This window comes from Ruegeria sp. AL7 (assembly GCF_056536105.1).
On record NZ_JBQFJF010000002.1, the window covers coordinates 23,685 to 48,505 of the forward strand.

25 protein-coding genes and 8 pseudogenes are annotated in these 24,821 nt (G+C 56.0%); 14 read left to right on the top strand and 19 right to left on the bottom strand.

Annotation, left to right across the window (positions count from 1 at the left end; translation table 11 throughout):
- Nucleotides 1-12: 12 nt before the first annotated feature.
- The 10 genes and pseudogenes from ACR3E2_RS17310 to ACR3E2_RS17355 all read right to left on the bottom strand — a co-directional run bounded on the left by ACR3E2_RS17310 (nt 13) and on the right by ACR3E2_RS17355 (nt 7,298).
- A complete protein-coding gene (locus ACR3E2_RS17310) occupies nt 13-666 on the bottom strand; it encodes an oligopeptide/dipeptide ABC transporter ATP-binding protein (RefSeq protein ID WP_480492827.1) in 654 nt (217 codons plus the stop codon).
- Nucleotides 636-788, bottom strand: a complete 153-nt coding sequence (locus ACR3E2_RS17315) for an ATP-binding cassette domain-containing protein (RefSeq protein WP_480492911.1) — start codon at nt 786-788, stop codon at nt 636-638. The genes ACR3E2_RS17310 and ACR3E2_RS17315 overlap by 31 nt, the downstream gene beginning before the upstream one ends.
- Nucleotides 752-886 carry a hypothetical protein gene (locus ACR3E2_RS17320; RefSeq protein WP_480492828.1) on the bottom strand — a complete coding sequence of 45 codons (135 nt, stop codon included), beginning with the start codon at nt 884-886 and terminating at the stop codon, nt 752-754. The genes ACR3E2_RS17315 and ACR3E2_RS17320 overlap by 37 nt, the downstream gene beginning before the upstream one ends.
- On the bottom strand, nt 883-1,710 hold the full coding sequence (locus tag ACR3E2_RS17325) for an ABC transporter ATP-binding protein (RefSeq protein WP_480492913.1): 828 nt from the start codon (nt 1,708-1,710) through the stop codon (nt 883-885). The genes ACR3E2_RS17320 and ACR3E2_RS17325 overlap by 4 nt, the downstream gene beginning before the upstream one ends.
- Complete coding sequence (locus tag ACR3E2_RS17330) at nt 1,707-1,859, bottom strand: hypothetical protein (RefSeq protein ID WP_480492829.1); 153 nt, start codon at nt 1,857-1,859, stop codon at nt 1,707-1,709. Before ACR3E2_RS17330 ends, ACR3E2_RS17325 begins: the two co-directional genes overlap by 4 nt.
- Before the next feature lie 233 nt (nt 1,860-2,092).
- Nucleotides 2,093-2,704, bottom strand: a complete 612-nt coding sequence (locus ACR3E2_RS17335) for an ABC transporter permease (RefSeq protein WP_480492830.1) — start codon at nt 2,702-2,704, stop codon at nt 2,093-2,095.
- A 12-nt stretch (nt 2,705-2,716) separates the two neighbouring features.
- A pseudogene (locus tag ACR3E2_RS17340) lies at nt 2,717-3,654 on the bottom strand (ABC transporter permease).
- Nucleotides 3,655-3,737: 83 nt separating this feature from the next.
- The gene (locus tag ACR3E2_RS17345; RefSeq protein ID WP_480492831.1) at nt 3,738-4,985 is read right to left on the bottom strand and encodes an ABC transporter substrate-binding protein; all 1,248 of its coding nucleotides are present in this window, start codon (nt 4,983-4,985) and stop codon (nt 3,738-3,740) included.
- Nucleotides 4,943-5,302 (bottom strand): twin-arginine translocation signal domain-containing protein, encoded by a 360-nt coding sequence (locus ACR3E2_RS17350; RefSeq protein ID WP_480492832.1) that lies wholly within the window; start codon nt 5,300-5,302, stop codon nt 4,943-4,945. The genes ACR3E2_RS17345 and ACR3E2_RS17350 overlap by 43 nt, the downstream gene beginning before the upstream one ends.
- Before the next feature lie 21 nt (nt 5,303-5,323).
- Nucleotides 5,324-7,298 (bottom strand): annotated as a pseudogene (locus ACR3E2_RS17355) (CocE/NonD family hydrolase).
- Between the two features lie 128 nt (nt 7,299-7,426).
- Here ACR3E2_RS17355 and ACR3E2_RS17360 point away from each other — a divergent pair.
- The 3 genes and pseudogenes from ACR3E2_RS17360 to ACR3E2_RS17370 form a co-directional block, all read left to right on the top strand.
- Nucleotides 7,427-7,555, top strand: a pseudogene (locus ACR3E2_RS17360) (XRE family transcriptional regulator); the annotation flags it as partial.
- 12 nt (nt 7,556-7,567) lie between these two features.
- Nucleotides 7,568-7,900, top strand: coding sequence for a hypothetical protein (locus ACR3E2_RS17365; protein WP_480492920.1), 333 nt, complete (start codon nt 7,568-7,570; stop codon nt 7,898-7,900).
- Between the two features lie 118 nt (nt 7,901-8,018).
- Nucleotides 8,019-8,186: a hypothetical protein gene (locus ACR3E2_RS17370; protein WP_480492833.1), complete on the top strand. Its 168-nt coding sequence runs from the start codon at nt 8,019-8,021 to the stop codon at nt 8,184-8,186.
- Nucleotides 8,187-8,411: 225 nt separating this feature from the next.
- Here the strand turns inward: ACR3E2_RS17370 and ACR3E2_RS17375 are convergent, their stop codons facing one another.
- The 8 genes and pseudogenes from ACR3E2_RS17375 to ACR3E2_RS17410 form a co-directional block, all read right to left on the bottom strand.
- Nucleotides 8,412-8,588, bottom strand: coding sequence for a hypothetical protein (locus tag ACR3E2_RS17375; protein WP_480492834.1), 177 nt, complete (start codon nt 8,586-8,588; stop codon nt 8,412-8,414).
- A 415-nt stretch (nt 8,589-9,003) separates the two neighbouring features.
- Nucleotides 9,004-9,297, bottom strand: coding sequence for a hypothetical protein (locus tag ACR3E2_RS17380; RefSeq protein ID WP_480492835.1), 294 nt, complete (start codon nt 9,295-9,297; stop codon nt 9,004-9,006).
- Nucleotides 9,203-9,637: a hypothetical protein gene (locus ACR3E2_RS17385; RefSeq protein ID WP_480492836.1), complete on the bottom strand. Its 435-nt coding sequence runs from the start codon at nt 9,635-9,637 to the stop codon at nt 9,203-9,205. Before ACR3E2_RS17385 ends, ACR3E2_RS17380 begins: the two co-directional genes overlap by 95 nt.
- A 38-nt stretch (nt 9,638-9,675) precedes the next feature.
- A complete protein-coding gene (locus ACR3E2_RS17390; RefSeq protein WP_480492837.1) occupies nt 9,676-10,239 on the bottom strand; it encodes a Tm-1-like ATP-binding domain-containing protein in 564 nt (187 codons plus the stop codon).
- Nucleotides 10,240-10,265: 26 nt separating this feature from the next.
- A pseudogene (locus tag ACR3E2_RS17395) lies at nt 10,266-11,749 on the bottom strand (aldehyde dehydrogenase).
- Between the two features lie 8 nt (nt 11,750-11,757).
- Nucleotides 11,758-13,288 (bottom strand): annotated as a pseudogene (locus ACR3E2_RS17400) (tripartite tricarboxylate transporter permease).
- 10 nt (nt 13,289-13,298) lie between these two features.
- The gene (locus tag ACR3E2_RS17405) at nt 13,299-13,832 is read right to left on the bottom strand and encodes a tripartite tricarboxylate transporter TctB family protein (RefSeq protein WP_480492838.1); all 534 of its coding nucleotides are present in this window, start codon (nt 13,830-13,832) and stop codon (nt 13,299-13,301) included.
- Nucleotides 13,833-13,894: 62 nt separating this feature from the next.
- Nucleotides 13,895-14,819 (bottom strand): annotated as a pseudogene (locus ACR3E2_RS17410) (tripartite tricarboxylate transporter substrate binding protein).
- 106 nt (nt 14,820-14,925) lie between these two features.
- On the opposite strand from ACR3E2_RS17410, the gene ACR3E2_RS17415 reads away from it, so the two are divergent.
- Together ACR3E2_RS17415 and ACR3E2_RS17420 are read left to right on the top strand one after the other, a co-directional pair.
- Nucleotides 14,926-15,741 (top strand): IclR family transcriptional regulator, encoded by an 816-nt coding sequence (locus ACR3E2_RS17415; RefSeq protein ID WP_480492839.1) that lies wholly within the window; start codon nt 14,926-14,928, stop codon nt 15,739-15,741.
- A 13-nt stretch (nt 15,742-15,754) separates the two neighbouring features.
- Nucleotides 15,755-17,085 (top strand): annotated as a pseudogene (locus ACR3E2_RS17420) (aminotransferase class III-fold pyridoxal phosphate-dependent enzyme).
- Here ACR3E2_RS17420 and ACR3E2_RS17425 read toward each other — a convergent pair.
- Nucleotides 17,024-17,557 carry a MarR family transcriptional regulator gene (locus ACR3E2_RS17425; RefSeq protein WP_480492840.1) on the bottom strand — a complete coding sequence of 178 codons (534 nt, stop codon included), beginning with the start codon at nt 17,555-17,557 and terminating at the stop codon, nt 17,024-17,026. The pseudogene ACR3E2_RS17420 and the gene ACR3E2_RS17425 sit on opposite strands and share 62 nt — an antisense overlap.
- A 107-nt stretch (nt 17,558-17,664) precedes the next feature.
- Between ACR3E2_RS17425 and ACR3E2_RS17430 the strand changes: the two are divergent.
- The 9 genes and pseudogenes from ACR3E2_RS17430 (at nt 17,665) to ACR3E2_RS17470 (ending at nt 24,756) form a co-directional block, all read left to right on the top strand.
- Nucleotides 17,665-18,066: pseudogene (locus ACR3E2_RS17430) on the top strand (5-carboxymethyl-2-hydroxymuconate Delta-isomerase).
- Entirely contained in the window at nt 18,063-18,206 is a 144-nt protein-coding gene (locus tag ACR3E2_RS17435; RefSeq protein ID WP_480492841.1) for a hypothetical protein, read from the top strand. Before ACR3E2_RS17430 ends, ACR3E2_RS17435 begins: the two are co-directional and overlap by 4 nt.
- Nucleotides 18,203-18,487 carry an aldehyde dehydrogenase family protein gene (locus ACR3E2_RS17440; protein ID WP_480492842.1) on the top strand — a complete coding sequence of 95 codons (285 nt, stop codon included), beginning with the start codon at nt 18,203-18,205 and terminating at the stop codon, nt 18,485-18,487. Before ACR3E2_RS17435 ends, ACR3E2_RS17440 begins: the two co-directional genes overlap by 4 nt.
- The gene (gene hpaE, locus ACR3E2_RS17445) at nt 18,369-19,568 is read left to right on the top strand and encodes a 5-carboxymethyl-2-hydroxymuconate semialdehyde dehydrogenase (protein ID WP_480492843.1); all 1,200 of its coding nucleotides are present in this window, start codon (nt 18,369-18,371) and stop codon (nt 19,566-19,568) included. The genes ACR3E2_RS17440 and hpaE overlap by 119 nt, the downstream gene beginning before the upstream one ends.
- A 51-nt stretch (nt 19,569-19,619) precedes the next feature.
- Nucleotides 19,620-20,471 (top strand): 3,4-dihydroxyphenylacetate 2,3-dioxygenase, encoded by an 852-nt coding sequence (gene hpaD / locus ACR3E2_RS17450; RefSeq protein ID WP_480484357.1) that lies wholly within the window; start codon nt 19,620-19,622, stop codon nt 20,469-20,471.
- Nucleotides 20,472-20,564: 93 nt separating this feature from the next.
- Nucleotides 20,565-22,037: an NAD-dependent succinate-semialdehyde dehydrogenase gene (locus tag ACR3E2_RS17455; RefSeq protein ID WP_480484356.1), complete on the top strand. Its 1,473-nt coding sequence runs from the start codon at nt 20,565-20,567 to the stop codon at nt 22,035-22,037.
- Entirely contained in the window at nt 22,037-22,891 is an 855-nt protein-coding gene (locus tag ACR3E2_RS17460) for a fumarylacetoacetate hydrolase family protein (protein WP_480484355.1), read from the top strand. The genes ACR3E2_RS17455 and ACR3E2_RS17460 overlap by 1 nt, the downstream gene beginning before the upstream one ends.
- Nucleotides 22,888-23,688: a 2-oxo-hept-4-ene-1,7-dioate hydratase gene (gene hpaH / locus ACR3E2_RS17465; RefSeq protein WP_480484354.1), complete on the top strand. Its 801-nt coding sequence runs from the start codon at nt 22,888-22,890 to the stop codon at nt 23,686-23,688. Before ACR3E2_RS17460 ends, hpaH begins: the two co-directional genes overlap by 4 nt.
- A 12-nt stretch (nt 23,689-23,700) precedes the next feature.
- The gene (locus ACR3E2_RS17470) at nt 23,701-24,756 is read left to right on the top strand and encodes an aldolase/citrate lyase family protein (protein WP_480484353.1); all 1,056 of its coding nucleotides are present in this window, start codon (nt 23,701-23,703) and stop codon (nt 24,754-24,756) included.
- Nucleotides 24,757-24,821 lie beyond the last annotated feature (65 nt).

Sequence of the window (24,821 nt, forward strand, 5' to 3'; positions counted from 1 at the left end):
CATGGCCGCCCTTTACTTCCCATTCCGGGGTTTGGGTGCAAATGTCTCTGGCAAGGGGCGCTCGCGAAACTCACAGCCAGATGGCCGCTTCAGCAGGCTGGGAGGCTCCCCTTTGAGGGCGATCCGTTCCAATCGCGCATCCGGGTCCGGCTCGGGGTTGGCGCTCAGAAGGCAGCGGGTGTAGGGATGGCGCGGGTTGTTGAAGATCGTTTCGGTTGTGCCCTCCTCGACCAAACGGCCCAGATACATGATGCCCATTCTGTCGGCCACGTGACGCACGACGCTGAGGTTGTGCGTGATGATGACCATCGCCAGCCCCAGCCTTTCACGCAGTTCGTTGAGCAGGTTCAGCAACTCACCCTGAACCGAGACATCAAGACCGGCAGTCGGCTCATCCGCAAGGATCAGCTTGGGTTCCAGCGCCGGGCGCGCGACGCCCACGCGCCGGGCCTGACCTCCTGACAGCTGATAGGGATAGCGATCGGCAAAATGCGCGGGCAGGTTCACCATTTCCAATAGGCGCTTGGCCTCGGCATCCAGATCGCGATCTTTCATACCCTGAATGCGATAGGGTTCGGTGATCAGGCTGCGGATTGTCAGGCGGGGCGACAGGCTACCGACCGGGTCCTGAAACATCATCGCCATGTCTTTACGCAGCGGGCGCATGACGCTTTCCGGCGCGCCCGAATTTCCCGACCTTCGAATGTGACCGAACCGTCCTGTGCAGGCGCAAGACCCGCAATCGCGCGGATTACCGTCGTCTTACCCGATCCGCTTTCACCAACCAGAGCGTAAGTTTCGCCGGTTCTACGGTAAAGCTGACACCCGCCAGAACATTGGCCGGTCCATAACTGGTTTTAAGATCCACGACATTCAGCAAGCTCATGTTGCGACCTCCTCGTGGTTCAGCCAGCATGCGGCGTGGTGGCCTTCTTTCAGTTGATCCAGTGGCGGCACATCGGTCGCGCAGCGCCATGGCCTGATCGCAACGGTCCCGAAGATGCACCCCCCGGGCAGGTTGGCCAGATCAGGCACTTCACCGGGGATGGTGGGCAAAACGCGGGCGCGTTCTTTGATGTGGCCGGGATCACATTCGATCAGACGACGTGTATAGGGGTGTTTAGGGTTGTGGAAAATCTCACGCACATCGCCGCTTTCGACAACGGCTCCTGCATACATCACCACCACCCGGTCGCAGAGTTCCGCGATCACGCCCAGATGGTGCGAAATAAACAGAATGGCACAATGAAACTCGCGCTGTAATTCTTGTAGGCGCTCGATGATCTGTACCTCAAGAGTGGCGTCCAATGCAGTGGTTGGCTCATCCGCGATCAAGAGGTCCGGCTCGGACATCAACGCCATTGCTATGGCGATCCGCTGGCGCATCCCACCTGAGAACTCATGCGGATACTGCTTCAGGCGCGCTTCGGGATCGGGGATGCCGACAGCACCCAGCATCTTGGCTGCGTGGGTCAATTTATCCGCCTTTGACTGCTTTGAGCGATGCTGAATGTCCAGCATCTGCTGCCCGATGGTCAGAACCGGATTGTGCGTTTGCATCGGATCCTGGAAGACAATGGATATGTCTGCACCGCGCAGGTCGCGCATCTGACGCTCGGAAGCCTTCAACAGGTCCTGCCCTTTGAAACGAACCTCACCTTGACGGAACCGCGTATTGGGGGCGGTCAGGCGCAGGATGGATGAGATCAGGGTGGATTTGCCGCATCCGGATTCCCGACAATACCAACAATTTCACCCTTGTTGACGTTGAATGTGATGTTCCTCAGGGCCTTAAGGTCGCCACGGCCCGTTTCGTAGTCAACACTCAGGCGGTCGATTTCCAGCAGTGTATCGGTCATCGCTGTTTCCTCAATTTCGGGTCGACCACATCACGTAGGCTTTCGCCCGAAAGTGAATCAAGTGTTGCCAGAATGATCGGCAGGCCCCGCCCACCACCAGCCACGGTGTTTGGCGGATCAGGGAATAGCCATCCTTGAGCAAGGCTCCCCAACTGGGTGTCGGGGTTTCACACCCAACCCCAAAAATGACAGCCCGGCCTCCAGCGCGATGACGGTGGGTATATCCATGGCTGCTAAGACAGCCAGAACCCCGATGATATTAGCATGTGCACACCCAGAATACGCGTCATGCTGGCCCCCATTGATCGCTCTGCCAGAATGAATTCGGAATTGCGAAGCGTCAGGGTCTGGGTTCGCGCCACGCGCCCATATGTCGGGATCGAGGTCGCCATGACCACGAATACAACTGTCTGCAAGCTGGGCCCGACAAGGGCCACAACAGCCAGTGCAAACATCACCGTCGGAAAGGACCGGATGGTATCGAAAAACAGCATCAGCAGGTTGTCGAGCCATTTCGGCCCGTACCCGGCTATCATGCCCAAAGTCAGGCCAATCGCCATCGCGCCGAAAACAGCTGGCAGCGCCACTTTAAGCGCAACCTGCCCCCCAGCAATCACCCGCGAAAACGTATCGCGACCCAGCTGATCCGTGCCCAGCAGATGCGCCGCGGACGGCCCTTGCAGGCGGGATTTGATATCCATGGCAATGGGATCGTAAGGCACAATCCAGGCAGCAAATATCGCGCAGAACACGATGGTCCCAACGATTATCAAACCCATTAACCCAAGCGGGTCGCGGGCAACCCCGACTATGATCTGGCCAAGTTCGGAACGAGATTTTACCATCACTCCGCCTCCTTAATGAGCCGTGCGTGCGCGTGGATCGAGTAGCGCGTTGATCAGATCGGCCAAGGCGGTCGACACAACGAACAGTGCCGTTGATACAAGGACCGAACCCATCACAATCGGATAGTTTCGGGTCGTGATGCTGTCGATGACCAGCTTACCCAAGCCTGGTCGGGCAAAACGATTTCGGCAAAAACGGCTGAGCTGAGCAGAAAGCCCATCCCGACCCCGATCACGGTGACCACGGGTAGAATTGCGATACGCAATGCGTAAACCATGACCACGCGACGTTCCGCGATACCAAAGGCCCGGGCGGTACGCACATGGCTTTCACCCATGACCTCGAGCATCGACGCCCGTACCAGCCGTGCGATATATCCTACCCAGCTGAGCCCTATGGCGAATGCAGGCAAAACCAGATGGTCAAGGCGGTCCCAGAACCCCTCTCCTGCCCCAATGGCGGGAAACCACTGCAAATTAACGGCGAAAACCAACAAAGCCAAAAGCGCAACAACAAAGGCCGGAGCGGCAACAAAACTGACGGAAATTGCGGCGGCGATCCGGTCGATCATCGTGTTTGGATGCGCAGCCGCATAAGCGCCAAGTGCGATACCAAGACTTGCGGACCACAGGATTGATGCAAAAATCAGCTCCAGAGTGAACGGCAATTGCTGAAACACAATCTCAGTCACAGACCGACCCGAGAAGACATCGGTGCCAAGGTCACCCTGCAAAAGGTTCGAGTAAAAGATCAGCAGCTGTTTCCAGATCGGTTGATCAAGACCAAGTGCGGCGGTGAGTTGGGCCTGAAGCTCGGGTGTGGCGCGCGGACCCAGCATGATCTGGACCGGATCGCCTGGTACAGCGCGGATCATCAGGAACATGACGGTGACCGCCACGAAAAGGATGAGCAGCGACAGCCCGAAGCGACGGGTTGCGAAGTTCAGCATGGCCAACTGGCTCCTTGTGGCTGGATGGCGTTGGTTATGGAGCGGCGAGTGTCAGCGCCCGCCGCTCCTGTCGACCTGGGAGGTCAGGTCGACTTGCCAAAGTAACGCAGCAGCGACAGCCCATCCGGGCGCAATGCAGGAATGACACCTGCGCTGTGAATGACCGGTGTTGCCTCGTGTGTGATGAAGCGATAGGCACCGCTTTCTTCCATCAAGTCCTGCGCACGCTGGTACATTTCAGCCCGCTTTGCGATATCTGTTTCCCCAGCCGCAGCTTCGTGGATTTCGTTGAACTCTGCGCTGTTAAAGCGTTCCCAATTCCACTTGCCAATTTGCTCGGGCGTAAACCACGACGTCGCATAATACGGGTCCGGCGTCATCGAATAGCGGTTCAGAACAAGTTGCAGGTTTTCGTTGTCGCCAGACGCCCAGAACGCACCGGATTCCAGAACATTCACCTCAACTGTGATACCGATTTGCGCCAGCGTCGCCTGAATGATCTGTGCAGTTGTCGTGAACGTTGTCTTGTTTAGCGTGTCGAGGGTCAGAGTGACGTTGGTTTCACCCGATTCCGCAAGCAGTTGCGCCGCTTTTTCGAAATTTGCCTCAGGTGGCACCAGCGAAGACGGCCGATGCCCAGCCAAACCCGGAGCAATGATCCCGGTTGCCGGTTCGGCTGCACCAAAATAGGCAGCCTCCAGAATGCTGGGGACATCTATGGCATGTTGAATCGCCTGTCGCAGCTTCTGATTTTGCAGCTTTGGATGTTCAACATTCATTCCCATCCAGACATAGTAAAGCGAGGGTTTCTCAACCAGCGATCCTCCATTGGGAACACCAGCGCGATAACGTTCGACTGAACCCAGCGACACGCGAGTTACGTCCAGTTCGCCCGCTTCAAACGCGATCTCGGCGGTGTTTTCGTCGTCGATCGGATAGATCTCGATTGTGTCCCATGTCGGAGCATCGCCCTTCCAGTCGGGGTTGCGCTTAAGAACCGTTTTTTCCTTGGGCGACCAGCTGTCCCGCAGATATGGGCCGGACTCTGCCACCGGATCAGCACCGATCCGGCCACCGGCTGCTTCGACCGCTGCTTTCGAAACAATGTTTCCGGTGATGTAAGGCAGGGCAATTGACCAAATCGGTGCGAAGGGTTTGTTCAACACAATCGTCCCTTCGCGTTCACCGGTCACTTCAACATGGCTGAACGGTCCCAGGTCGGGTTTGTTTGGGCTGTCGGTCGCGTCATCCACGATCCGTTCCATGCTGAACTTGACGTCCTCGGCGGTCATGGCGCCAAAGCCGTTGGTGAAGCCGATATCGTCACGCAATGCAAACTTGATATGGGTGGGTCAACCTGCTCGATCATCGTTGCCGCGTCGAGCTGCCAGCCCCATTCCTCGCCTGGCTTATACTGGATCAGCTTGTTGTAGATCGAGGCATGTACCTCTTCTTCCACGACACCAACCGAGTGGGCCGGATCCATATTCTGTGCATCGCCGTAGGCCCGTACCCGCAGAACACCGTCGTCTGCTGCAAATACGCGATTTGCCCACCCCATCGGAAGCGCCGTGGTCGCTCCAAGCGCGGTTGCGCCTTTCAGGAACCCGCGACGACCAACATTGGCCTTTGTCCATTCTATCTTCATAGTATCCTCCCTAGGATTAAGTCAGAGAAATCCGCGTGGAATGGTTTCCGACCATTCCTTTGTCAGGACTTCGGTTTCATCGGCACCTTCGGTGGCGCGAAGTTTGCGGTAGAGGTAGAAATTCTGCGTGTCGCAACTCATGCGGCACTCGGTCGAGATGGCGACCTGCCACTCCGCCCGTTCGAATGTGAAATTCCAGGCCGTCTCAAACCGGGCAGTGGCCGGGTCATCCGGGTTAATGCCGTAATGCATGCGCACATCACTGCCGACAATCAGGCCGTGATAGGGATCGCGTGATTTACCATAGTCGTCAAACGTCTCAAGCACGATCCGGCCGTCTTCTGTTTCTTTACGTTCGGAATGCGACGCAGGTGTCCGCAATTGATCGGCTGCAAGAACCGGAAACTTCGGCGCCGGACCGGGTTCAGGCTTGGATTTCACGCGATACTTCGCGCACCGGCAAATGCAGGGCGCAGTCCTGCAAATGCAATGTCACCTGTGCCTGGTTTGGCGATGGCCAGATGATTGGCCAGTAGGACGTCGACAGGGCCAGCCGCAACACATGACCCTCACGCAGTCGATGCGCACATTCGTTTAGGGCAACCTCGGCCTCATATTCCTCGCCGGGTTGTAAGAATTCAGGTGTCTCGTGATCGCGGAAATGGCATAAGTTCAACGACCGGTAGCTGATGCGCTGTGAAATACCCTCGGGTGATACATCGCATAGGCGCGCAATAATCTGAGCGACAGGCTTGTCTACTGAAAACCGAAACTTCAGTCTTGCGCGCCCCAACAATTCCAGCGGCGCACGCAATGGCGCGCTGTCAAAGCACAGCGACAATGCATCGTCGCTTGCCTGGTCGTCGGGCAGCTCGTTATCGATCCGCATACCTGCACAAAAATACCCGCTTTGCATGCCCAAATGGCAGGGCGACGAAATGGCTGCGGAACCTTGGGCTGGGGTAGGGGAAAATTCGCCCGGTGCCAGATGCCAGATCTGTTCATGTACGTGCGGCGATGGCCAGCGACCTTCAGCTATCCAGCGACCTTGCCGAGGGCTGTTTTTTGGTGTCGGGTTGAAATGCTCCTGCATGTATGTCCGGTACGCAGGCAAATCTTCTGCGCCGTTTTCCTGTTCTTTCAACCAGCGATCAAACCAGCCGATGACTTCGGAATGGAAATCCGCAGGATCAATTTTCGAGATATGCGCGTATCGATGCTCCCATGGCCCGATGACGGCCTTGGTGGGCGATGTCAGGTTGGCTGTCAAAGCAGGCGGGGCATTTACATACGCATCTGCCCAGCCGGTTATGGCCAAAACCGGGGTTTGGATAGCAGACCAGTCTTCGCAAACCGAGCCGTGCTTCCAGTATGTGTCCCGTGTCTGATGACGCAGCCAATCGGCGGCTGAAAATGGAACGTTTTGCAGCCGCATCAGCCAATCCTCTCGCCAGTCTGCGCGTAAGGCCGGATCTGCGGGCCTGGTCAGATAAGCGAACATCTGACTACCCCAGTTCATGTTGTCGCTCAGCAGGCAACCACCCATGAAATGGATGTCATCTGCATAGCGATCCACGGTCGAGGCGACGCTGACGACGGCCTTCAACGCAGGCGGTTGCCGGAAAGCCAGTTGCAAACCATTAAACCCACCCCAAGATATTCCGATCATCCCAACGTGACCGTCGCACCAATCCTGCGCTGCGATCCATGCGATGACTTCTTCACCATCACTCAGTTCCTGTTCCGAGTATTCATCGTCGAATTGCCCTTCGCTGTCGCCCGTACCCGCTATATCGACCCGAACGCAGGCATAGTCAGCCTCGGCAAATACCTTATGTGTTGTTTCATCCCTGGGCGCTGTGCCGTCGCGTTTGCGGTAAGGCAGGTATTCCAGAATGGCCGGAGCTGGACCGGTTTCGGGTAACCAGAGTCGAGCAGCAAGCCTCCGCCCGTCGGAGAGTGTGATCCATGTGTTTTCGACGGTTTTAACTGGCATCCGAGAGCTTGTTTTTTGCGAGCTGATGCCGAAGAAGAAAACAATTTGCAGAAAAAACAAATTGTGCAATCTTATGCGAAGTGATGCTATTTGCAGCGAAATAGCGTCAAATAGCGAAGGGTTTTTCCATGTCCCAGTATTTTTCTGCCAACCTGAAGTCGCTATGCGCAGAACACGGCAATATTTCAAAGATTTGTCGGGATATTGGCGTCAACCGGCAGCAATTCAATCGGTATCTGAATGGCTCCAGCCTGCCTTCGGCCCACAACATGCGTCGGATCGCGCGCCATTTCGGCCTGACAGAAGCCGAACTGTTCGCTGAAACTGCTTACTTTGAGCAAATGCTAAAGGACGTCTTACCACCATCCGGAAAAACGCCCGCAGACGCGTTTCTGGATCCTTTTCGGGGCCAACACAAAAACCTCAGGCGCTATGTTGGTTTCTATCACTCGTTTTTCTGCACGCCTTCCTGGGAAGGGAAGATATTTTGTTCGTTAATCCGTATTCAGGAAGTTGATGGGCTTTTCACAATCCGGTCCCGCGAAATTGCCACATCACAAGACAAAAGCATGCACCAGATTTCCGTTACGTTGGTTTGGTGACAATGCGGGAAACAGGATATTTATAACCGAACATGAGTTGATGCGCGAAGGCAGCGTTGCCAATACCATCTTATATTCAGCGCACCGCCAGCAACTAAAGTATCTGCGGGGAATGACGATGGGTGTTGCTTGGCGCCCTTACCCGCATCCCTACGCCGCCAAAACAATCTGGAAGCGCCTGCACGAGCGGGTAACCGCGCGTGAGGCCATTGCCGCCTGTGGTATCTACTCAACCCATAGTACCAAGATTGATCCAACTGTCAGGAAACACCTTACCGAGGAGTGAAGTGTCGGAAGGATGTATGTGACGCTCTGTTTTTTCTGGATCACACCCGGCATATCAATTTGGCTTTGCTATTCTGCTTACGCGTGTCCTTTTGGTGGTGCGCGGGTGTAAAGGTACTAGGGACGTTACCGTTTTTTGTACCGTAGCCCATAGATAGTGACCCAACAGTTCATAGTGACACGATCAACTCGAGCTTTTTGCTCCGATAGTCACTGTCTGGTCCAATCAAACCGGACACGTGTTCATCAGAATGATCGCTTTTCTCGTATTACTCGTCCAGATATGCGAAAGCCGATATCCTTGTTCCTTGCCGTCGCGGTCTAAAGCAATTTCTGCACCGAAGATCAGACTGAATCCGCGTGCGTTTCCAATAACGGCACGTTTCTGAGCCAGCGCTTCCATTCATTTGCGAGCATGCAATCCCACATTTTTCGCGCTCTCCAGCAATTGCTGTCTTTGATCTCTTCCAATACCGCCATCGCTGCAGCACAGAAAACGGGGTTGCTATTAAACGTATTGAAATAGCGATAGCACTTAAGAAAAGTAACAAAGAATTCTGCTCGTGTAACAACACCACCCACCGGATGGCCGTTCGTCTTTGGTTTCCCCAGTGTCACGATACCTGGCAGGATACTCCTTCACCCCTAACAAAATGGACCGGGTCGCCTTAGAGGGATAATACATTGGGTCCAAGCAGCTTTGTCTTGTCGGCAATAAGCTGACCTTTTTCCTGTAATGGTATGCAACTTTCGCAGGTATCCCTCGAGGCGGCGCCACGGCGTCCGAAGGTTAAATGCATTTGTTGGAATGACGAAGGTCAGCGATTTTTGCTGATTACACCCTGCTCGACCCAGGCATCAAATTGCACGAGGACCGCTTCGCTGAACGTGTGGTCGTTGATATGAGCGTCAAGTTCTGTCATCGGCACACGACCCGGTATAACCATGCGTACCTCATCCACCATATCTGCCAGTGCATCAGGGTCATGCGCCGCCTCGCCTTCTTTGTCCCATGCTTCAACCCCTGAACAGGCAGGAAAAGTGGACAGGTCCCGTTGCGGCCTCCATTCGGTTGGCCAGTTCACGGATCCAAGCGCGGCGTTCATCCCCATTGAAGACGGAACTCTTGATCAGTCGGTTATGCACGTGAAACGGACGATCTGAATATTGGTCGGGGATGTCCTGCCAGCCCGCGAAATCCAACAGGTCCAACGCTCCGGGCGCGATCATCTGCGGTGTGCCTACGCGACCTGCACTGGTTACACGCTCCTCGCCGCTGGACACGACAGAGCCCGCCATAAAATTTCCGAATTCCTGCATGCAGAAATCCATCACGCAGGCAAATGCGCCCTCGCCGGCCAGCTTTTCAAATGCCATGCCACCCATGCCGGTAGAGTGGAAAACCGCCACCTCAAAACCGCGTTCCTCCAACGCCGGTTTCAACGTCTTCATGTAGCGCAGACAAGACGAGCCAAGACTGGTCATTCCAATCAATGGCTTGCTGCGGTCCGGTGCAATAGCGGCCTTGGTCGCGCCAACAACTGCCCGGCTGCCTGGCTGAGTGAAGACTGGCAAATCGAATTCATACCATAGAGCCCGCCGGCCCACAGGATCATCTGAATATCCGGCGCCAGACGATGCGGAGGGATCAGAGGAGAAAAGCTGACCGTAGACACAATGTATTTTGGCACACCCATCGGCAGCGCTTGTGCACAGTCCAGTGCCAGATCGGTGCCCATGGTACCGCCGGTGGCCAGCATCCCGTCAAAGCGGCCATCGGCATAGGCCTGGGCAACCACTTTTGCGGCACCCGCGGACATTACCCGAAAAGCTTTATTTTCATCCCCCTGTGCGATGACTTCATCAATGGTCATGCCACCGGCAGAAGCGACGTCGTGCTTGGAGATGTCGGTTGGCGTCTTGGGATCACCCAGCACTGAGACATCCATTGTCAGTACATCAGCGCCCTGTGCGTGAATTGCGTTTTCAATGAAACGCATCTCGGCTTCTTTCGTGTCATAGGTGCCGATCAGCAGGATCGTTTTCATAGTCATAAGCTCCTCCTTCGTTCCGCCGCCATTCAGAGCTTGATCCAGGCCGTTTTCAGGTCGAAGTATTTCTCAAGCGCGTGCAAAGACTTGTCGTGCCCATTGCCGGACTGGCGCACTCCTCCAAGCGGTACGGTCAGATCAGCACCGCCATAGGTGTTCACATGCACGACGCCTGTGCGGATACCAGCCACCATACGGTGGGCGCGGCCAAGGTTAGATGTCCAGACACCGCCAGCCAGGCCATACACGGTGGCGTTCGCCAACCGGATCGCGTCTTCTTCGTTTTTGAAGGGGGTCACCGCCAGAACGGGGCCAAAGACTTCGTTCTGAAACAAGTGGTCCGTCTCTTTTACCCCGGCCATTACGGTCGGAGACATATAATAGCCGCCACTCTCCATCAGGATGCGATTACCACCGGTGCGCCGCTCTGCCCCTTCCGCCTCGGCTTTGGCAACAAAATCCAGATTGGCCTCAAGTTCCGGCAGGCTGTGAACGGCACCAATCTGGCTGTTCAGGTCCAGCGGATCGCCGACGCGAAAGTTTTCAGCATGGCGCGAGACTTCGGCCACGAAATCCTGGTAGATATCTTCCTGAACAAGAAGGCGAGAGCCAGCAACGCAGACTTGACCGGAGTTGCGGAAGATTCCCGCTACGGACACTTTGGCGGCCTCGGCCAGATCCGGGGCGTCGTTGAAGACGATGTTGGCTGACTTACCGCCCAACTCAAGGTAGCAGCGCTTCAGATTGGAACGAGCTGAATACTCCAGCAACCGACGACCCGTCGCACCTGACCCAGTGAACACCATAATGTCTACATCCATCGACAGTGCCAGTGCCTCGCCCACAACCGAGCCGCGCCCTGTCACGACGTTGAACACGCCATCCGGAACCCCGGCTTCAGCAGCCAGTTCAGCAATCTTCAAAAGGCTGAGCGAAGCGCTTTCTGCGGGTTTCAATACTACGGAATTGCCTGCCGCAAGGGCCGGAGCAATTTTCCAGCTGCCGATCATCAGCGGAAAATTCCACGGTACGATTGCACCCACCACGCCGACCGGAGCATGGTGTACCAGGCCAAGAATATCGTGACTGGTTGGCGCGATCTGGCCATAAATCTTGTCGATTGCTTCGGCATAGTACCGAAATGTCGCCGCCGCCGAAAGCGCCTCGGCTTTATAGGCCATGCTGATCTCGGTGCCGTTGTCGCGCACTCCCAGAACAGAGATTTCCAGCGCACGCTCTTCGATCAGATCCGCCAGCTTCAGCAACACTTTCTTGCGCCCTGACGGTGCCATTCCGGACCATCGCCCGTCCTCGAAAGCAACCCGAGCGGCCAGGACGGCAGCTTCAATGTCCGCCACGCTGCCATCGGCGATCCTAGTCAGAGGTTGGCCATCGATGGGGGACAACACTTCAACCTGCACACCCGTTTCACCGTCAGTGAAATTGCCGTTAATGAAGTGGCCGCGCGGGCGACTTGCTGCATTCGCAGCGCGTCGATTAGGGACTGATCCATGGATATTCTCAACCTTGTTGATTTGGGTGATCTGCATCGACGGGTTCGGCGTTTGGTTCTGGTCGCAGCTTATTTCTGAACTCGAAGTACAGAGCCCGAAAGTGCAGAATGAGGATCAGAACAATCATACCGAACAAGATGGCGGCAATCGGTCTATCAACAAAATCCAGCGGTGAATTAACCCGAGCCATGGCGCTGCGGAGCTTGACCTCCATAATGCCGCCCAAAACCATGCCGAGGATGATCGGAACGATCGGCAAGTCCAGCCGTTTGAGGATCAGACCGAACACTCCAAATGCCGCGGCCAATGCACAGTCGGTGATCGAGTTGCGCAGGCTGTATACGCCGACAAACGCCAGGATCAGGATCATGATGCCCAGAAAACGAGTTGGAATCTGAATGATCTTGAGCAGCAAATTGGTCGAGAACAGCAAAAACACCAGAACGATCACGTTCAGCAGGATCAACGCCATATAGAGGCCATGACGAAATCCATCTGGTTTTCGAACAGCTGCGGCCCGGGTATCACATTGTGCACGTAAAAGACTGACAACATCATTGCCGTCAGTGCCTCGCCAGAATACCCAGCGCCAGCAGCGGGATCATCGCCGCTCCGGGAACAGCATTGTTTGCGGATTCAGAAGCCACCAGCCCTTCGGGCGAACCATCGCCAAAGGCTTCTGGATTTTTAGAGGTTTTTTGTGCGTATGTGTATGACAGGAATTGCGAGGTGAACTCGCCGGTGCCCGGCACCATGCCCATGAACACGCCGATGCTGGATGACACGGTTGCAATACGCTTGAGGCCAAGCAGCTCTACTAATCCCGCAAAGATGCCTCCGCCAACATGTGCTTCACCCGGTGCATGGTTTTTTTCCAGCAACAGAAGCAATGCCTGACTGATTGCGAACAGCCCCAGCACAACAACAATCAGGTCTACCCCAGAAGCCAGCCAGCTTTGCTCGAACGTGAAACGACGGGTGTATTTGACCGGCTCCAGCCCGACAGTGTTCAAGAACAGACCAAATGCCGCCAGCATGCCCGCTGCAAAGATCTGGCCGCGATGAGCGAGAATTACCAATATGATGCCAAGCAACGCGGCTAGGAAAATCTCACGGCTGCCAAAATGCGGGGCAACGAGTGCTAGGACGGGAGACAAGAGCATAAGGCAAATTATCGAAAAGATGCCTCCAAAAAATGACGCCGAATAGGCCAGTGACAACGCCCGATGACCCTGGCCGCGCTTCGTCATTGGATAGCCGTCATAGGTGGTCAAGGCATTGACTGCAGTGCCCGGTGTATTGATCAGGACGGCAGGGATTGCACCGCCATACATCGAGGACCCATAGATGCCTAGCAGCAGGGTCAGGCCAACGATGGGTTCAAACGCGAAAGTGGCGGGTAACAGAATGGCAATTGCCACCGGCGCTCCCACCCCTGGCAGAGCGCCAATAATCACGCCTCCGATTGACCCGATCAAAAGCGCAACGATTACCGGCCACTGCGCAAGTATCGAAAAACCTGATAATAGAGCATCCATCAGCGAAACCTCAAAGATACGTCAGCGCAAACGCGCGAACCGTGTCGGGTAAATACTCATAGAGAGCGCCGGCCGGGATTTTCACCTGCAAGAAAGCCCTGAAGATGACCGTGACACAAACGCCGAACAATGCGGCACAACCGATACCCTTAGCATCGCGAAACCCGGTGCGAATTGCCAAAAACACGGCAAATATTACCGTCGCGGGAAGATACCCAAGCAAGGGAACAGCTTTTACGTAAACGAGGAAGTAGAAAACATATTCAAACGACCTCAACCAGAATGCCACTTCGGTCCACCGTCCGTGACGCCGCTGTGACATTGCTGAACTGAGCCAGTGCAGAAATCCGAAAATCACCATGGCCCAGAGGGCTATCATTGGCAAAGACTGGGTTGCGCAAACCACTTGGTTCGCTTGACGATTTGTGTCTGCTCGTCCAGCTGCATTAACAAAAGACAGCAAACGCAAGGAACACGAACGCAAAACTACATCGCCAGGACGGCGATATCGTTTGAACATGTCCTGTAAGGTTTTCGCGATCATCTCTACCTCCCCACCGATTAAAATAGGCCCGGCAGTTTGAATCCTGCCGGGCCAATCTTGAGTTATTCGCCCAGAATCTCTTCGATTTTGGCGAAAGAGGCTTTGTCTTTTTCAATCTGCGCGTTGGAGGCGTCCGGGTCCTGCCAGTAGATCAGTGCACCTGTTTCCTCGGCAAGCTGCTTGGCTTTGTCGGAGCTCAGAGCCTTTTGAGCGGCTGCCGAGATCTTCTCGCGCGCCTCTGCCGGGGTGTCTTTGTGAACGAACAGACCGTTCCATAGTGCCAAAGGCAGGTCAGGATTTAGCTCGACAACAGTCGGAGTGTCAGGGACCAGGGATCCGCTCACCGCCGATGCTGGCCAGAACATTCACCTGATCTAAGCAGGGTAGTATAAGTTGAAGTGTCGTGTTGATCACGTCCACGTCGCCTGAAGTCAGGGTGTTGCAGTCCAGAGCATCAAATGCGGCTTCACTGGCGAAATCAAACCCGCTGCTGACAGCAGCTGCGAATGTCACCTGGGTGGGGGGCAGGACAGAGCCGAAATGCCCCAGTGCAACATCGTTATCTTTGCCATGTTCCACCAACTCCTCCCAAGATGAGAAGGTGCGTCTTTGCTGGACGCTATCACGAACGGATAGGTCAGGAAGATGCCAATTGGGTCAAATGGGTTGGGGTTCAGCTCTGGAATGCCAATCTCGGGGCCAATCACCGGCACGCCTATTACAAAGAGCCGACCGTATAGCCATCACCCGGAGCAGTGGCGACTTCGACAGCACCAGGAACGGACCACCACCACCGCCAGGCTTGTTCACGACTGCTGCTGGTACGCCGTACATTTCCTGAAATTCATCTGCGATCAGACGTGTCAATACATCCTCCAGATCGCCCGGAGGCCACGGAACGACGAAGGATACAGGTTTCTCTGGATACTCAGCGAAAGCAGCTGATGCAGAGACCGCCATTACGGCAGCGGTAAGAATTTTCTTCATAGACTCCTCCCATTGATGGTTCAAATAATGAACCGATAAGTCATGTTTATTGTTGCGTTGTTAATTACATTGTGTCAAGTATTCTCTTAAGGAGGAGGAGTAACTTATGGGAACTGCTCTTAATGCTTTGAGATTGTTGGAGTTATTCTCCAACGCACGGCCCGAAATCGGGCTGACCCAGATGGCTCGGCTATCTGGTGTCAATAAGGCGACTGTTCTTCGGCATCTGCGTGAACTGGAAGAGTTCGGATTGATCGAGCAGAATCAGGGAACAAAATCCTTTATGATTGGCCCGGCGGCACTGCGTCTTGCCGCGTTACGCGAGATTGCAAATCCCGGCCTCAAAGCAGCGCGCCTAAAAATGCAGGCCGCGATGCAACAAGCAGGAGAAAGCCTGCACCTTTCTCTTCTGGAAAATGATGTTCTTCAAACGGCGCTAGTGGTCGAGACAACTCAGCACAGCGTTCGAGTTAGCCTAGACCCCACGGAAGTCCTTCCGCTCAACGCCACAGCCTCAGGGTTGTGCATGCTTTGTTTTGGCCCTCCTGCACTTTTGGAAGGCCTCAAAAATCGCGACTTGCCCCGTATTACTGCCTCTACGCTAACGAACCTTGAACTCATTCAAGAACGTCTCGTCGAAGTAAAGGAAACCGGTTGGTCCTATAGTAACGGAAGTTTCGAAACCGGTGTTCATGGCTTTGCAGCCCCGGTTTTCGGAATTGATCAACTGGCGCTTGGGACGGTTTCATTCGCGGTTCCTGAAATCAGAACCGCAGGCGACCGGCAGCCGCCCCTACTGAATACCCTGAAACAAGTTTCGCAAGAGCTTACGGCAATCTTTGGTGGCCAGGCTCCTGCAAACTTTCCAACTGAGTTTCGACCGAGTGTTCGGTCGGACGAAATTCGGAGAATTTTGAAATGAAGGATTCAACTTCCTGAAGGAAAACAACGCCCGCTATTTTGGCACCCGATGGCGCACCTGCCGACAGCCAAAAGAACCTACCAACCATTTTGGTCGGCGGCGAAGGGGTTAGCATCGTCGATGTCGACGGCCACAAGGCCATCGACGCCGTGGGAGGGTTGTGGAACGTCAATCTGGGTTATTCCTGCGAGCCAGTGAAGCAGGCGATTGCCGACCAGCTGAACGCTTTGCCCTATTATTCAACTTTCCGTGGCACCAGCAACGACAAGGCGATCGAATTGTCATACGAGCTGGCCCGGTTCTTCGAGCCAGATGGATTGACCCGCGCGTTCTTTACTTCGGGCGGCTCCGATTCGGTTGAAATCGCACTGAAATTGGCACGACAGTACCACAAGGTACGCGGCGAGGACGGGCGCACCAAATTCATAAGCTTGAAACAGGGGTACCACGGGACCCATTTCGCTGCAGCGTCGGTCAATGGCAATCAGAGTTCCGTGCTGCCTACGAACCGATGATGCCTGGATGTTTCCACATCCCGGCACCATGGACTTATCGCAATCCCTTCGACGAGACCGATCCCGAGCGTTTGGCACAGCTTTGCGTCAAAGCATTGGAAGCTGAGATTGCGTTCCAGGTGCAAATACTGTTGCAGCGTTCATCATGGAACCTGTTTTGGGTGCTGGTGGTGTAATTCCACCGCACGAGAGCTTCATGCCGTTGGTGCGCGAGGTCTGCTCGAAACACGGCGTTCTGTTGATCTCGGATGAGATTATCACAGCCTTTGGCCGCACCGGCAGCGAAAGCGGAGCCCGGCACTGGGGTGTGCAGCCGGACATTATGACAACGGCCAAGGCTATTACGAACGGGTATTTCCCATTCGGCGCTGCGATGATTTCCGGTCAAGTTGCCGAAGTGTTCGAACGCGACACCACTGGCAAAGCGTCCGTCGATCAGGGCTACACCTATTCCGGCCATCCGGTCGGAGCGGCAGCAGCCTTGGCAGCACTTGCGGAAATTAACCGCCTGCGGGTGTGGGAGAACGCCGCCGCTCGTGGGGATGAACTTTTTTCCGGTCTGAAAAGGCTGGCCGACAAGTACGACGTGGTCGGCGACGTGCGCGGCGGTGAGGGCCTGATGTGCGCGCTGGAGCTGGTCTCGGATCGCAGCACCAAAGCACCGATTGCCAAGCATCTTCCGTTGCAGGTGCAGAAGGCAGCATATGATGACGGTGTCATGGTCCGGGTGTCGGGTAACAACATTATTCTGTCGCCACCACTGATCATCACGTCTGACGATGTGTCCAAGATCCTGTCGGCGCTGGATACCGGTTTGGCGAGCCTTTGAAATCTTCCCTGACCTCGCCGTTACTAGGCGGGGTCAGACTTTGACGGCTTGTAGTTCTTCGAGCAGGTCGAGGAGTTGATTGAGTTTTTCTCGTCCCATTTGTTTTTCGATGCTTTGGTAGATCTGGAGAGGTTCCGAGGTTTTCGGCGAGGATGTTTCGTCCTTCGTTTGTGATCTTCACCATTGTGCGTCGTTTGTCGTGGCTGTCCTGGCGGCGTGATATTTGGCCTTCGGCTTCCATCGTGCGCAGGATGCGGGTGAGGCTTGGCAACAGCAGGCAGGCCTCTTTGGCAATCGAGCTTTGCTCCACTTCACCCAACTCGTCCAGCACGCGCAGGATGCGCCATTTCTGCTCGGTCAGTTGTATCCCCTGCAGCATGTCCCGGATGGGGGCCATGACGGTTTCGCGTGCGCGCAGCAAGGCAATCGGAAGGGCGCGCGAGGTGTTCTTGGTGTGGCTTTGTTCACTCATGACAGTCTTCTAATTCGCAGAGTCAAAAGATGCAAAGATTAACAAAGCAAGTTCTTGACAGCGAGGTTTCCAATTTACTAAACATGTTTACCATTGGAGGGGAGCACATGCCACATTTTCACGTCGAGTATTCCGGCAATCTGGAAGACAGGGTCGATATGAGTGGCTTGTGCGAATGCATCCGGGCCACGGCTGCCGGGATCAAGACATTTCCCTGCCCGGTATTCGTGTCCGGGCCACGCGGGTCGATCACTATGCCATCGCGGACGGCAATCCGGCGCATGGGTTTATCGATATCTCGATCCGCCTGCGCGCTGGCCGGGCTGCGGATGTCAAACGGGACGCCACGCAGCGCATTTTGAGGCGGTTGAGGCCTATCTGTCCCCGCCTTCGCCGGACATTCCATCGCGCTCTCGCTTGAGATGCGTGACATTGACCCAGACCTTTCGCCCAAGACCGGCACGATCCGGGACCATTTGGGCGCGACCAACCGGAGACCTGATCCATGAGCGCACTGGATACGAATATCGAGAAGCTGGCGGGCTTTCTGGCCCGGTTTAAGGAAACCGGCATCAAGAACCGGATCGCGGGCGAAGATCGCGACGGTTCCGCAGGTGTTCAATCCACCTCCCGGTTGACAGGTCGGTGATCTGCGATGTCGCCCATGGCACAGCCGATGATATCGACGCTGCCGCTAATGCCGCCCACGCCGCATTTGCCGATTGGCGCGACATGCCTGCCACCGAGCGGCGCCGCATCTTGCTGAACGTTGCCGATGCGATCGAGGCCCGTGCCGAGGAAATTGCGCTGTGTGAATGCTGGGACACCGGCCAGACCCTGCGCTTTATGTCCAAGGCCGCGCTGCGGGGCCGAGAATTTCCGGTATTTCGCGGATCAGGTGGTCCAGGCGCGGGACGGTCAGCACCTTAAGTCGCCGACCCTGATGAACATCACCACGCGCGTACCGATCGGTCCGGTGGGGGTGATCACGCCGTGGAACACGCCGTTCATGCTGTCGACATGGAAGATCGCACCTGCTTTGGCTGCCGGGTGCACCGTGGTTCACAAACCGGCCGAAGATTCTCCGCTGTCCGCTCGCCTGCTGGTGGAGATCGCCGAAGAGGCCGGGCTGCCCAAGGGTGTGCTGAACACCGTGAACGGGTTCGGCCCCGATGCGGGTAAGGCGTTGACGGAGCATCCGTTGATCAAGGCGATCGCCTTTGTCGGTGAAAGCTGCACCGGCAGCATCATCACCAAACAAGGTGCCGATACGCTCAAGCGGATGCATCTGGAACTGGGCGGCAAGAACCCGGTTGTTGTGTTCGACGACGCCGATCTCGACCGGGCGCTGGATGCGGTGATCTTCATGATCTACTCGATCAATGGCGAGCGCTGCACGTCATCCTCGCGCCTGCTGGTGCAGGACACCATCAAGGACGCGTTCGAGGCAAAGCTGATCGAACGGGTCAACACCATCAAGGTCGGCCATCCGCTGGATCCTGAGACCGAGATCGGGCCACTGGTGACCGAGGAGCATTATAACAAGGTGACCTCCTATTTTGACATCGCCAAAGAAGACGGTGCGACTGTCGCCGCCGGAGGTGTCAAGGTGGGCGACACAGGGTATTTCATTCGCCCAACCTTGTTTACCGATGCCAATAACCAGATGCGTATCGCGCGCGAAGAGATATTCGGCCCGGTTCTGACCTCGATCCCGTTCTCGACCGAGGACGAGGCGCTGCAGATTGCCAACGACACACCATACGGTCTGACCGGCTATGTCTGGACCAATGACCTGACCCGCGCCTTGCGGTTCACCGACAAGCTAGAAGCCGGGATGATCTGGGTGAACTCGGAAAACGTCCGCCACCTGCCCACCCCGTTCGGCGGCGTCAAAGCATCCGGTATCGGCCGCGACGGCGGCAACTGGAGCTTCGAGTTCTACATGGAACAAAAACACGTCGGCTTCGCAACCGGAAACCACAACATCATGCAGCTGGGGAAACTGTAACCGACTGCACTCGAAATACGCGCGAAGAAACTCTAACTCCAGGAGGAGACCATGGGAGAAATCGTACTTGCCGCCAAAATGACTCACGTGCCTACCCTGCTCATGTCCGAGCAGGAAGGACCGATCAAAGGCAAGCGTCAACCGGCTATTGATGGCCACCGGGAGATTGCTCGTCGCGCCAAGGAACTGGGCGCAACAACGGTTGTCATCTGTGATACGCATTGGGTGTTGAACGCGGGCTTTCACATAAACGCCAACGACCATTTTGAGGGTCTATTCACGTCGAATGAATTCCCGCAGTTCATTCAGGACCTGCCCTATAAATATGAGGGCAACCCCGAATTGGGTGATGCGATTGCGCGGATTGCGACCGAAAAGGGTGCTTATACGTTGGCCCATCACCTGGACAGCCTTGAGGTGGAATACGGCACGCTGGTGCCGATGCGGTTCATGAGCCGTGAACACGAAATGAAAGTGGTGTCGATCGGTGCGTGGTGCACCGTGCACGCTCATGACGAGAGCCGTATCGTCGGCGAGGCAATCCGCGAAGCAGTCGAGGCCAGCGACGAAAAGGTGCTGCTGGTTGCGTCGGGTTCGCTGTCGCACAAGATCTGGGCCAACAAGGACTATGCCGCCAATAACGGCACTTTCACAATCAGCTCAGAATTCAATCGCCAGATGGATCTGCACGTGCTGGAAATGTGGAATAACGGCGATCACGCTACGTTCCTCAAGATGCTGGGTGACTATGCCAACTTCTGCTGCGGTGAAGGTTCGATGCATGATACCGCGATGCTATACGGCGCACTCGGCTGGGACGCTTACGACAAGAAATGCGAGGTTGTGACCGAGTATTTCCCGTCCTCGGGCACCGGTCAGACTAACGTCATATTCCCGGTCTGAGGGTCGCGGTTCCCATACCGATTGCTTGCCCCTGGTGCCTTTTGGCGGGGCAAGCCGTTGATCTATCTAATTCGAACTGATGCAGGTCCCCAAATGTTTCCTTTGAAAGACCCCGGTTTGCTGCGAGAGGCTGCCCTTGTAGGTACACGCTGGATTGAAGCTGACCCGGCCAACGGCCTTGCCGTCACCAACCCTGCCACCGGTGAAGTTATTGGTCATGTTCCCAATCTGGGCGCCGCCGAAACCGCCGAAGCTATTGCTGCCGCCGAGACCGCGCGCCACGGGTGGGCTAAACGCACCGCCAAAACGCGTAGTCAAATTCTGCGTCGCTGGTACGAACTGATGATGGAGAACCAGGACGATCTGGGTGCCATCCTGACAGCTGAGCAGGGCAAGCCACTGGCCGAAGCCAAAGGTGAGATCGCCTATGGTGCCAGCTTCATTGAGTGGTTCGCAGAAGAGGCCCGCCGCGCCTATGGTGATGTCACCCCAGGCCACGCGCCAGACAAACGCATCCTGACGATCAAACAACCCATCGGGGTTGTAGCCGCGATTACGCCGTGGAATTTCCCAAACGCTATGATCACGCGCAAGGCTGGCCCTGCTCTGGCGGCGGGCTGCTCCATGGTTCTGAAACCGGCCAGCCAGACTCCATTCTCAGCTATCGCGTTGGCGGTTCTGGCCGAAAGAGCGGGCCTGCCTGCGGGGCTGTTCTCGGTCGTCACCGGCTCAGCCCGTGGCATTGGCGGCGAGATGACCGGGAACCCGACAGTACAGAAACTGACCTTTACCGGTTCGACCGAGATCGGAACGCTTCTATATGCGCAATGCGCACCAACGATCAAAAAACTGGGGTTGGAGCTGGGTGGCAATGCGCCCTTCATTGTTTTCGATGATGCTGATCTGGACGCTGCTGTGGAAGGAGCGGTGATCGCCAAGTTTCGAAATAATGGTCAGACCTGCGTTTGTGCCAACCGCATTTACGTGCAGGCCGGTGTCTACGATTCCTTTGCCGCCAAGCTGCGCGACAAAGTAGCGACTTTGCCCACTGGTAATGGCTTTGACGAAGGTATCATATTTGGTCCGCTGATCGATCAGGCGGCAGTCGACAAGGTTGCTGAGCACATCGCTGATGCGACCTCGAAAGGTGCCGAAGTCACTCTGGGCGGCAAGTCGCACGATCTGGGTGGCACATTCTTTGAGCCAACCATTTTGACCGGTGTTACTTCGGAGATGGCGGTCGCGACCGAAGAGACGTTTGGCCCGGTCGCACCCCTTTTTAAGTTCAACACCGAAAGCGAAGTCGTCGCTGCGGCAAATAACACCGAGTTCGGCCTTGCCTCATATTTCTATTCCCGCGACCTGGCTCGCGTTTGGCGAGTTTCCGAGAAGCTGGAATATGGCATGGTCGGAATCAACACCGGCCTGATCTCGACTGCGGAAGCTCCGTTTGGCGGGGTTAAGATGTCTGGTCTGGGCCGTGAAGGCTCGCGCCATGGGCTGGATGACTTCATGGAACTCAAATACCTGTGCATGGGCGGCATCGACACCGCCGAGGAGGCTTAATGCGCTTTGCTACTTTTACCACCGAAGGGGATACCTTTTTTGGCGCGATTACCGATGATGGTGCGATTGCCCTGAACGGTGATTTCCCCGAGTTTTCCAGCCTGTATGAGGTCATCGCTGCGGGTGAGTTTAGCCGGTTGGCTGCGGCGGCCGAGGGTAAGCCTGTGACCCATTCCGATTTCACCTATGAAATGGTGATGCCGGATGCACGTCGCATTCTGTGCGTCGGCGTGAACTTTCCGGACAGAAATGCGGAATACAAGGATGGCAGCGCGCAACCGGAATATATGTCGCTGTTCCCCCGCTTTGCCAGCGGTTTTACCGGCCACAACCGCCCGCTGATCCGTCCGCCGGAAAACCACACGCTGGACTACGAGGGCGAAGTGGCCATTGTAATCGGCAAGGCGGGTCGCCGGATATCGCAGGACGAAGCCTATGAGCACATCGCCGCGTTGACGCTGTGCAACGAAGGCACGATCCGCGATTGGGTGCGCCATGCCAAGTTCAACGTAACTCAGGGCAAGAACTGGGATAATTCAGGGTCGATCGGCCCTTGGCTGGTGCCCTTCATCGACCCGGCGCAATTGGATGACGCCCGCATTCAAACCCGCGTCAATGGTGAGTTGCGTCAGGACGACACCCTCGACCGCATGATGTTCCCGATCCGGCGCGAGATCGAGTATATCTCGACCTTCATGACCCTGAAGCCGGGTGACCTTATCGTAACCGGCACCCCCACCGGTGCGGGCGCGCGCTTTGACCCGCCAAAATATCTTGCACCGGGTGACGTGGTCGAGGTTTCTGTCGGAGGTATCGGCACCCTGCGCAACACAGTCGAGGATGAGAAGGCATGACACCCGAAGAGCATGCCCGCGCAGCAGCCGACCTGCTTCAGGCCGAACGCACCGGCGACCAGATCGGTCTGCTGAGCCTGCGCCACCCCCAGATGGGTATGGACGACGCTTATGAGGTGCAGAACGCCATCTATCGCCAGAAGCTGGCCGAGGGGCGCAAGGTCATCGGGTGGAAAATCGGTCTGACATCGAAAGCGATGCAATATGCGCTGAACATCGATATTCCCGACAGCGGCATCCTGTTTGATGATATGGCGTTTGAAAACGGTGGTATGGTCCCTGCGGGCCGGTTCATCCAGCCCCGGATCGAGGCTGAAATCGCCTTTATCATGAAATCCGCCGTCGGTGGCGAGAATGTCAGCCGCGACGACATCGTATCCGCCACGGACTACGTCTCACCGGCGATTGAAATTCTGGACACACGTATTCAGCGTCAGGACCCCGAGACCGGCAAGGCCAGAACCGTCTTTGACACGATCAGCGACAATGCCGCCAATGCAGGGATTGTGCTGGGTACAGAGCGCCACGCGATTGACGAATTCGACCTGCGCTGGGTTGGTGCCTTGACCTTCCGCAACGGTGAGATTGAGGAAACCGGCCTTGGGGCCGGCGTATTGAATGATCCTGTTGAAAGTGTTGTCTGGCTGGCCCGGCGCATGGCGCAATACGGACAAAGTATTGAACCCGGACAAGTGATCCTGTCGGGCAGCTTCATTCGCCCCGTCGAATGCCCGCCAAGCACAGAAATTCACGCCGATTTCGGACCCTTCGGCTCGGTCGATATCAAATTTGATTGAAGGAGCACCTTAATGCCCGCGCCAACAAACCCCTTCAAGGCCGCACTGAAAGCCGGAAAACCCCAGATCGGATGTTGGATTGGGATGGCCAATGCATATGCCGCCGAAATCGCCGCCACATCCAGATTTGACTGGCTGCTTGTTGACGGGGAACATGCCCCGAACGATCTGCGGTCTATCCTTGAGCAAGTGAGGGTCATCGAAGGCACAGGTAGCCAACCGGTAGCGCGCCTGCCAATTGGCGAGACCTGGATGATCAAGCAATATCTCGATGCTGGCGTCCAAAGCATATTGGTGCCAATGGTTGAAAGCGGCGATCAAGCGCGGGAATTGGTGCGCGCGGTGCAATATCCACCACATGGAGTTCGAGGCGTTGGGTCTGCTCTGGCGCGTGCTTCGCGTTTCGCGGCGATCCCGGATTACCTGACAACGGCAGGCGACCAGATTTGCCTGTTGGTTCAGGTGGAAAACCGCCTTGGCCTGGATGCACTGGATGACATTCTGACGACAGATGTCGACGGCGTATTTATCGGTCCGTCAGATTTGGCCGCGGATATGGGGCACATCGGCAATGCTGGCCACCCCGACGTGGTCGAAGCGGTTTTGGACGCGTTGTCAAGGATCGTGGCAGCGGGCAAGGCAGCGGGCATCCTAACGTTGGACCCCGTGATGCAGCGCAAGTGTCTGGATCTTGGGGTTACGTTCCTGGCCACGAATATCGACGTAACACTTTTTGCCAAGTCTATGCGCGGGGCGGCCGAAACTGCGTTGGAAATGTTGCCAGACCAGTGCGCGTCTGGAAATGCGCGAACAGAAATGGCCAGCAAGTATCTTCAGCAGTTATGCAAGCACTGGTCCCACAAAGGGCAAGTCGAATTTGGCGCAACTGAAGGAAACGTTTCGTTTGAAAACCGGCGCGCGGTTGCGATGAAAGCGACGGACGAAGGGCTGGAAATAGTTGCTTCAGTCGGCCCACGTGAGGATTTGAACTTTTGGATGGGTGTTATAGAGGACCACCTGAAACGCTTTGCGTTTCGCGAGGAGTTCGAGGTTGTTTGGAATGCATAGCGCTGGAATGCAAGGGCAACCGAGCGCGCCCGGGACTTTCGGACACCGCCGCAGGCTACGATTTG

Bases quoted from the DNA above. Each gene is read 5' to 3' on its own strand.
- ACR3E2_RS17390 (WP_480492837.1), bottom strand. From the start codon at position 10,239: ATGACTATGAAAACGATCCTGCTGATCGGCACCTATGACACGAAAGAA.
- ACR3E2_RS17470 (WP_480484353.1), top strand. From the start codon at position 23,701: ATGCCCGCGCCAACAAACCCCTTCAAGGCCGCACTGAAAGCCGGAAAA.
- ACR3E2_RS17455 (WP_480484356.1), top strand. From the start codon at position 20,565: ATGTTTCCTTTGAAAGACCCCGGTTTGCTGCGAGAGGCTGCCCTTGTA.
- ACR3E2_RS17335 (WP_480492830.1), bottom strand. From the start codon at position 2,704: ATGGTAAAATCTCGTTCCGAACTTGGCCAGATCATAGTCGGGGTTGCC.
- ACR3E2_RS17330 (WP_480492829.1), bottom strand. From the start codon at position 1,859: ATGACCGATACACTGCTGGAAATCGACCGCCTGAGTGTTGACTACGAA.
- ACR3E2_RS17385 (WP_480492836.1), bottom strand. From the start codon at position 9,637: ATGAAGACGTTGAAACCGGCGTTGGAGGAACGCGGTTTTGAGGTGGCG.
- ACR3E2_RS17320 (WP_480492828.1), bottom strand. From the start codon at position 886: ATGAGCTTGCTGAATGTCGTGGATCTTAAAACCAGTTATGGACCGGCC.
- ACR3E2_RS17370 (WP_480492833.1), top strand. From the start codon at position 8,019: ATGGGTGTTGCTTGGCGCCCTTACCCGCATCCCTACGCCGCCAAAACA.
- ACR3E2_RS17415 (WP_480492839.1), top strand. From the start codon at position 14,926: ATGGGAACTGCTCTTAATGCTTTGAGATTGTTGGAGTTATTCTCCAAC.
- ACR3E2_RS17425 (WP_480492840.1), bottom strand. From the start codon at position 17,557: ATGAGTGAACAAAGCCACACCAAGAACACCTCGCGCGCCCTTCCGATT.
- ACR3E2_RS17405 (WP_480492838.1), bottom strand. From the start codon at position 13,832: ATGATCGCGAAAACCTTACAGGACATGTTCAAACGATATCGCCGTCCT.
- ACR3E2_RS17310 (WP_480492827.1), bottom strand. From the start codon at position 666: ATGCGCCCGCTGCGTAAAGACATGGCGATGATGTTTCAGGACCCGGTC.
- ACR3E2_RS17460 (WP_480484355.1), top strand. From the start codon at position 22,037: ATGCGCTTTGCTACTTTTACCACCGAAGGGGATACCTTTTTTGGCGCG.
- hpaD (WP_480484357.1), top strand. From the start codon at position 19,620: ATGGGAGAAATCGTACTTGCCGCCAAAATGACTCACGTGCCTACCCTG.
- ACR3E2_RS17375 (WP_480492834.1), bottom strand. From the start codon at position 8,588: ATGGAAGCGCTGGCTCAGAAACGTGCCGTTATTGGAAACGCACGCGGA.
- hpaH (WP_480484354.1), top strand. From the start codon at position 22,888: ATGACACCCGAAGAGCATGCCCGCGCAGCAGCCGACCTGCTTCAGGCC.
- ACR3E2_RS17350 (WP_480492832.1), bottom strand. From the start codon at position 5,302: ATGAAGATAGAATGGACAAAGGCCAATGTTGGTCGTCGCGGGTTCCTG.
- ACR3E2_RS17365 (WP_480492920.1), top strand. From the start codon at position 7,568: ATGCGTCGGATCGCGCGCCATTTCGGCCTGACAGAAGCCGAACTGTTC.
- ACR3E2_RS17380 (WP_480492835.1), bottom strand. From the start codon at position 9,297: ATGGGGATGAACGCCGCGCTTGGATCCGTGAACTGGCCAACCGAATGG.
- ACR3E2_RS17435 (WP_480492841.1), top strand. From the start codon at position 18,063: ATGAGCGCACTGGATACGAATATCGAGAAGCTGGCGGGCTTTCTGGCC.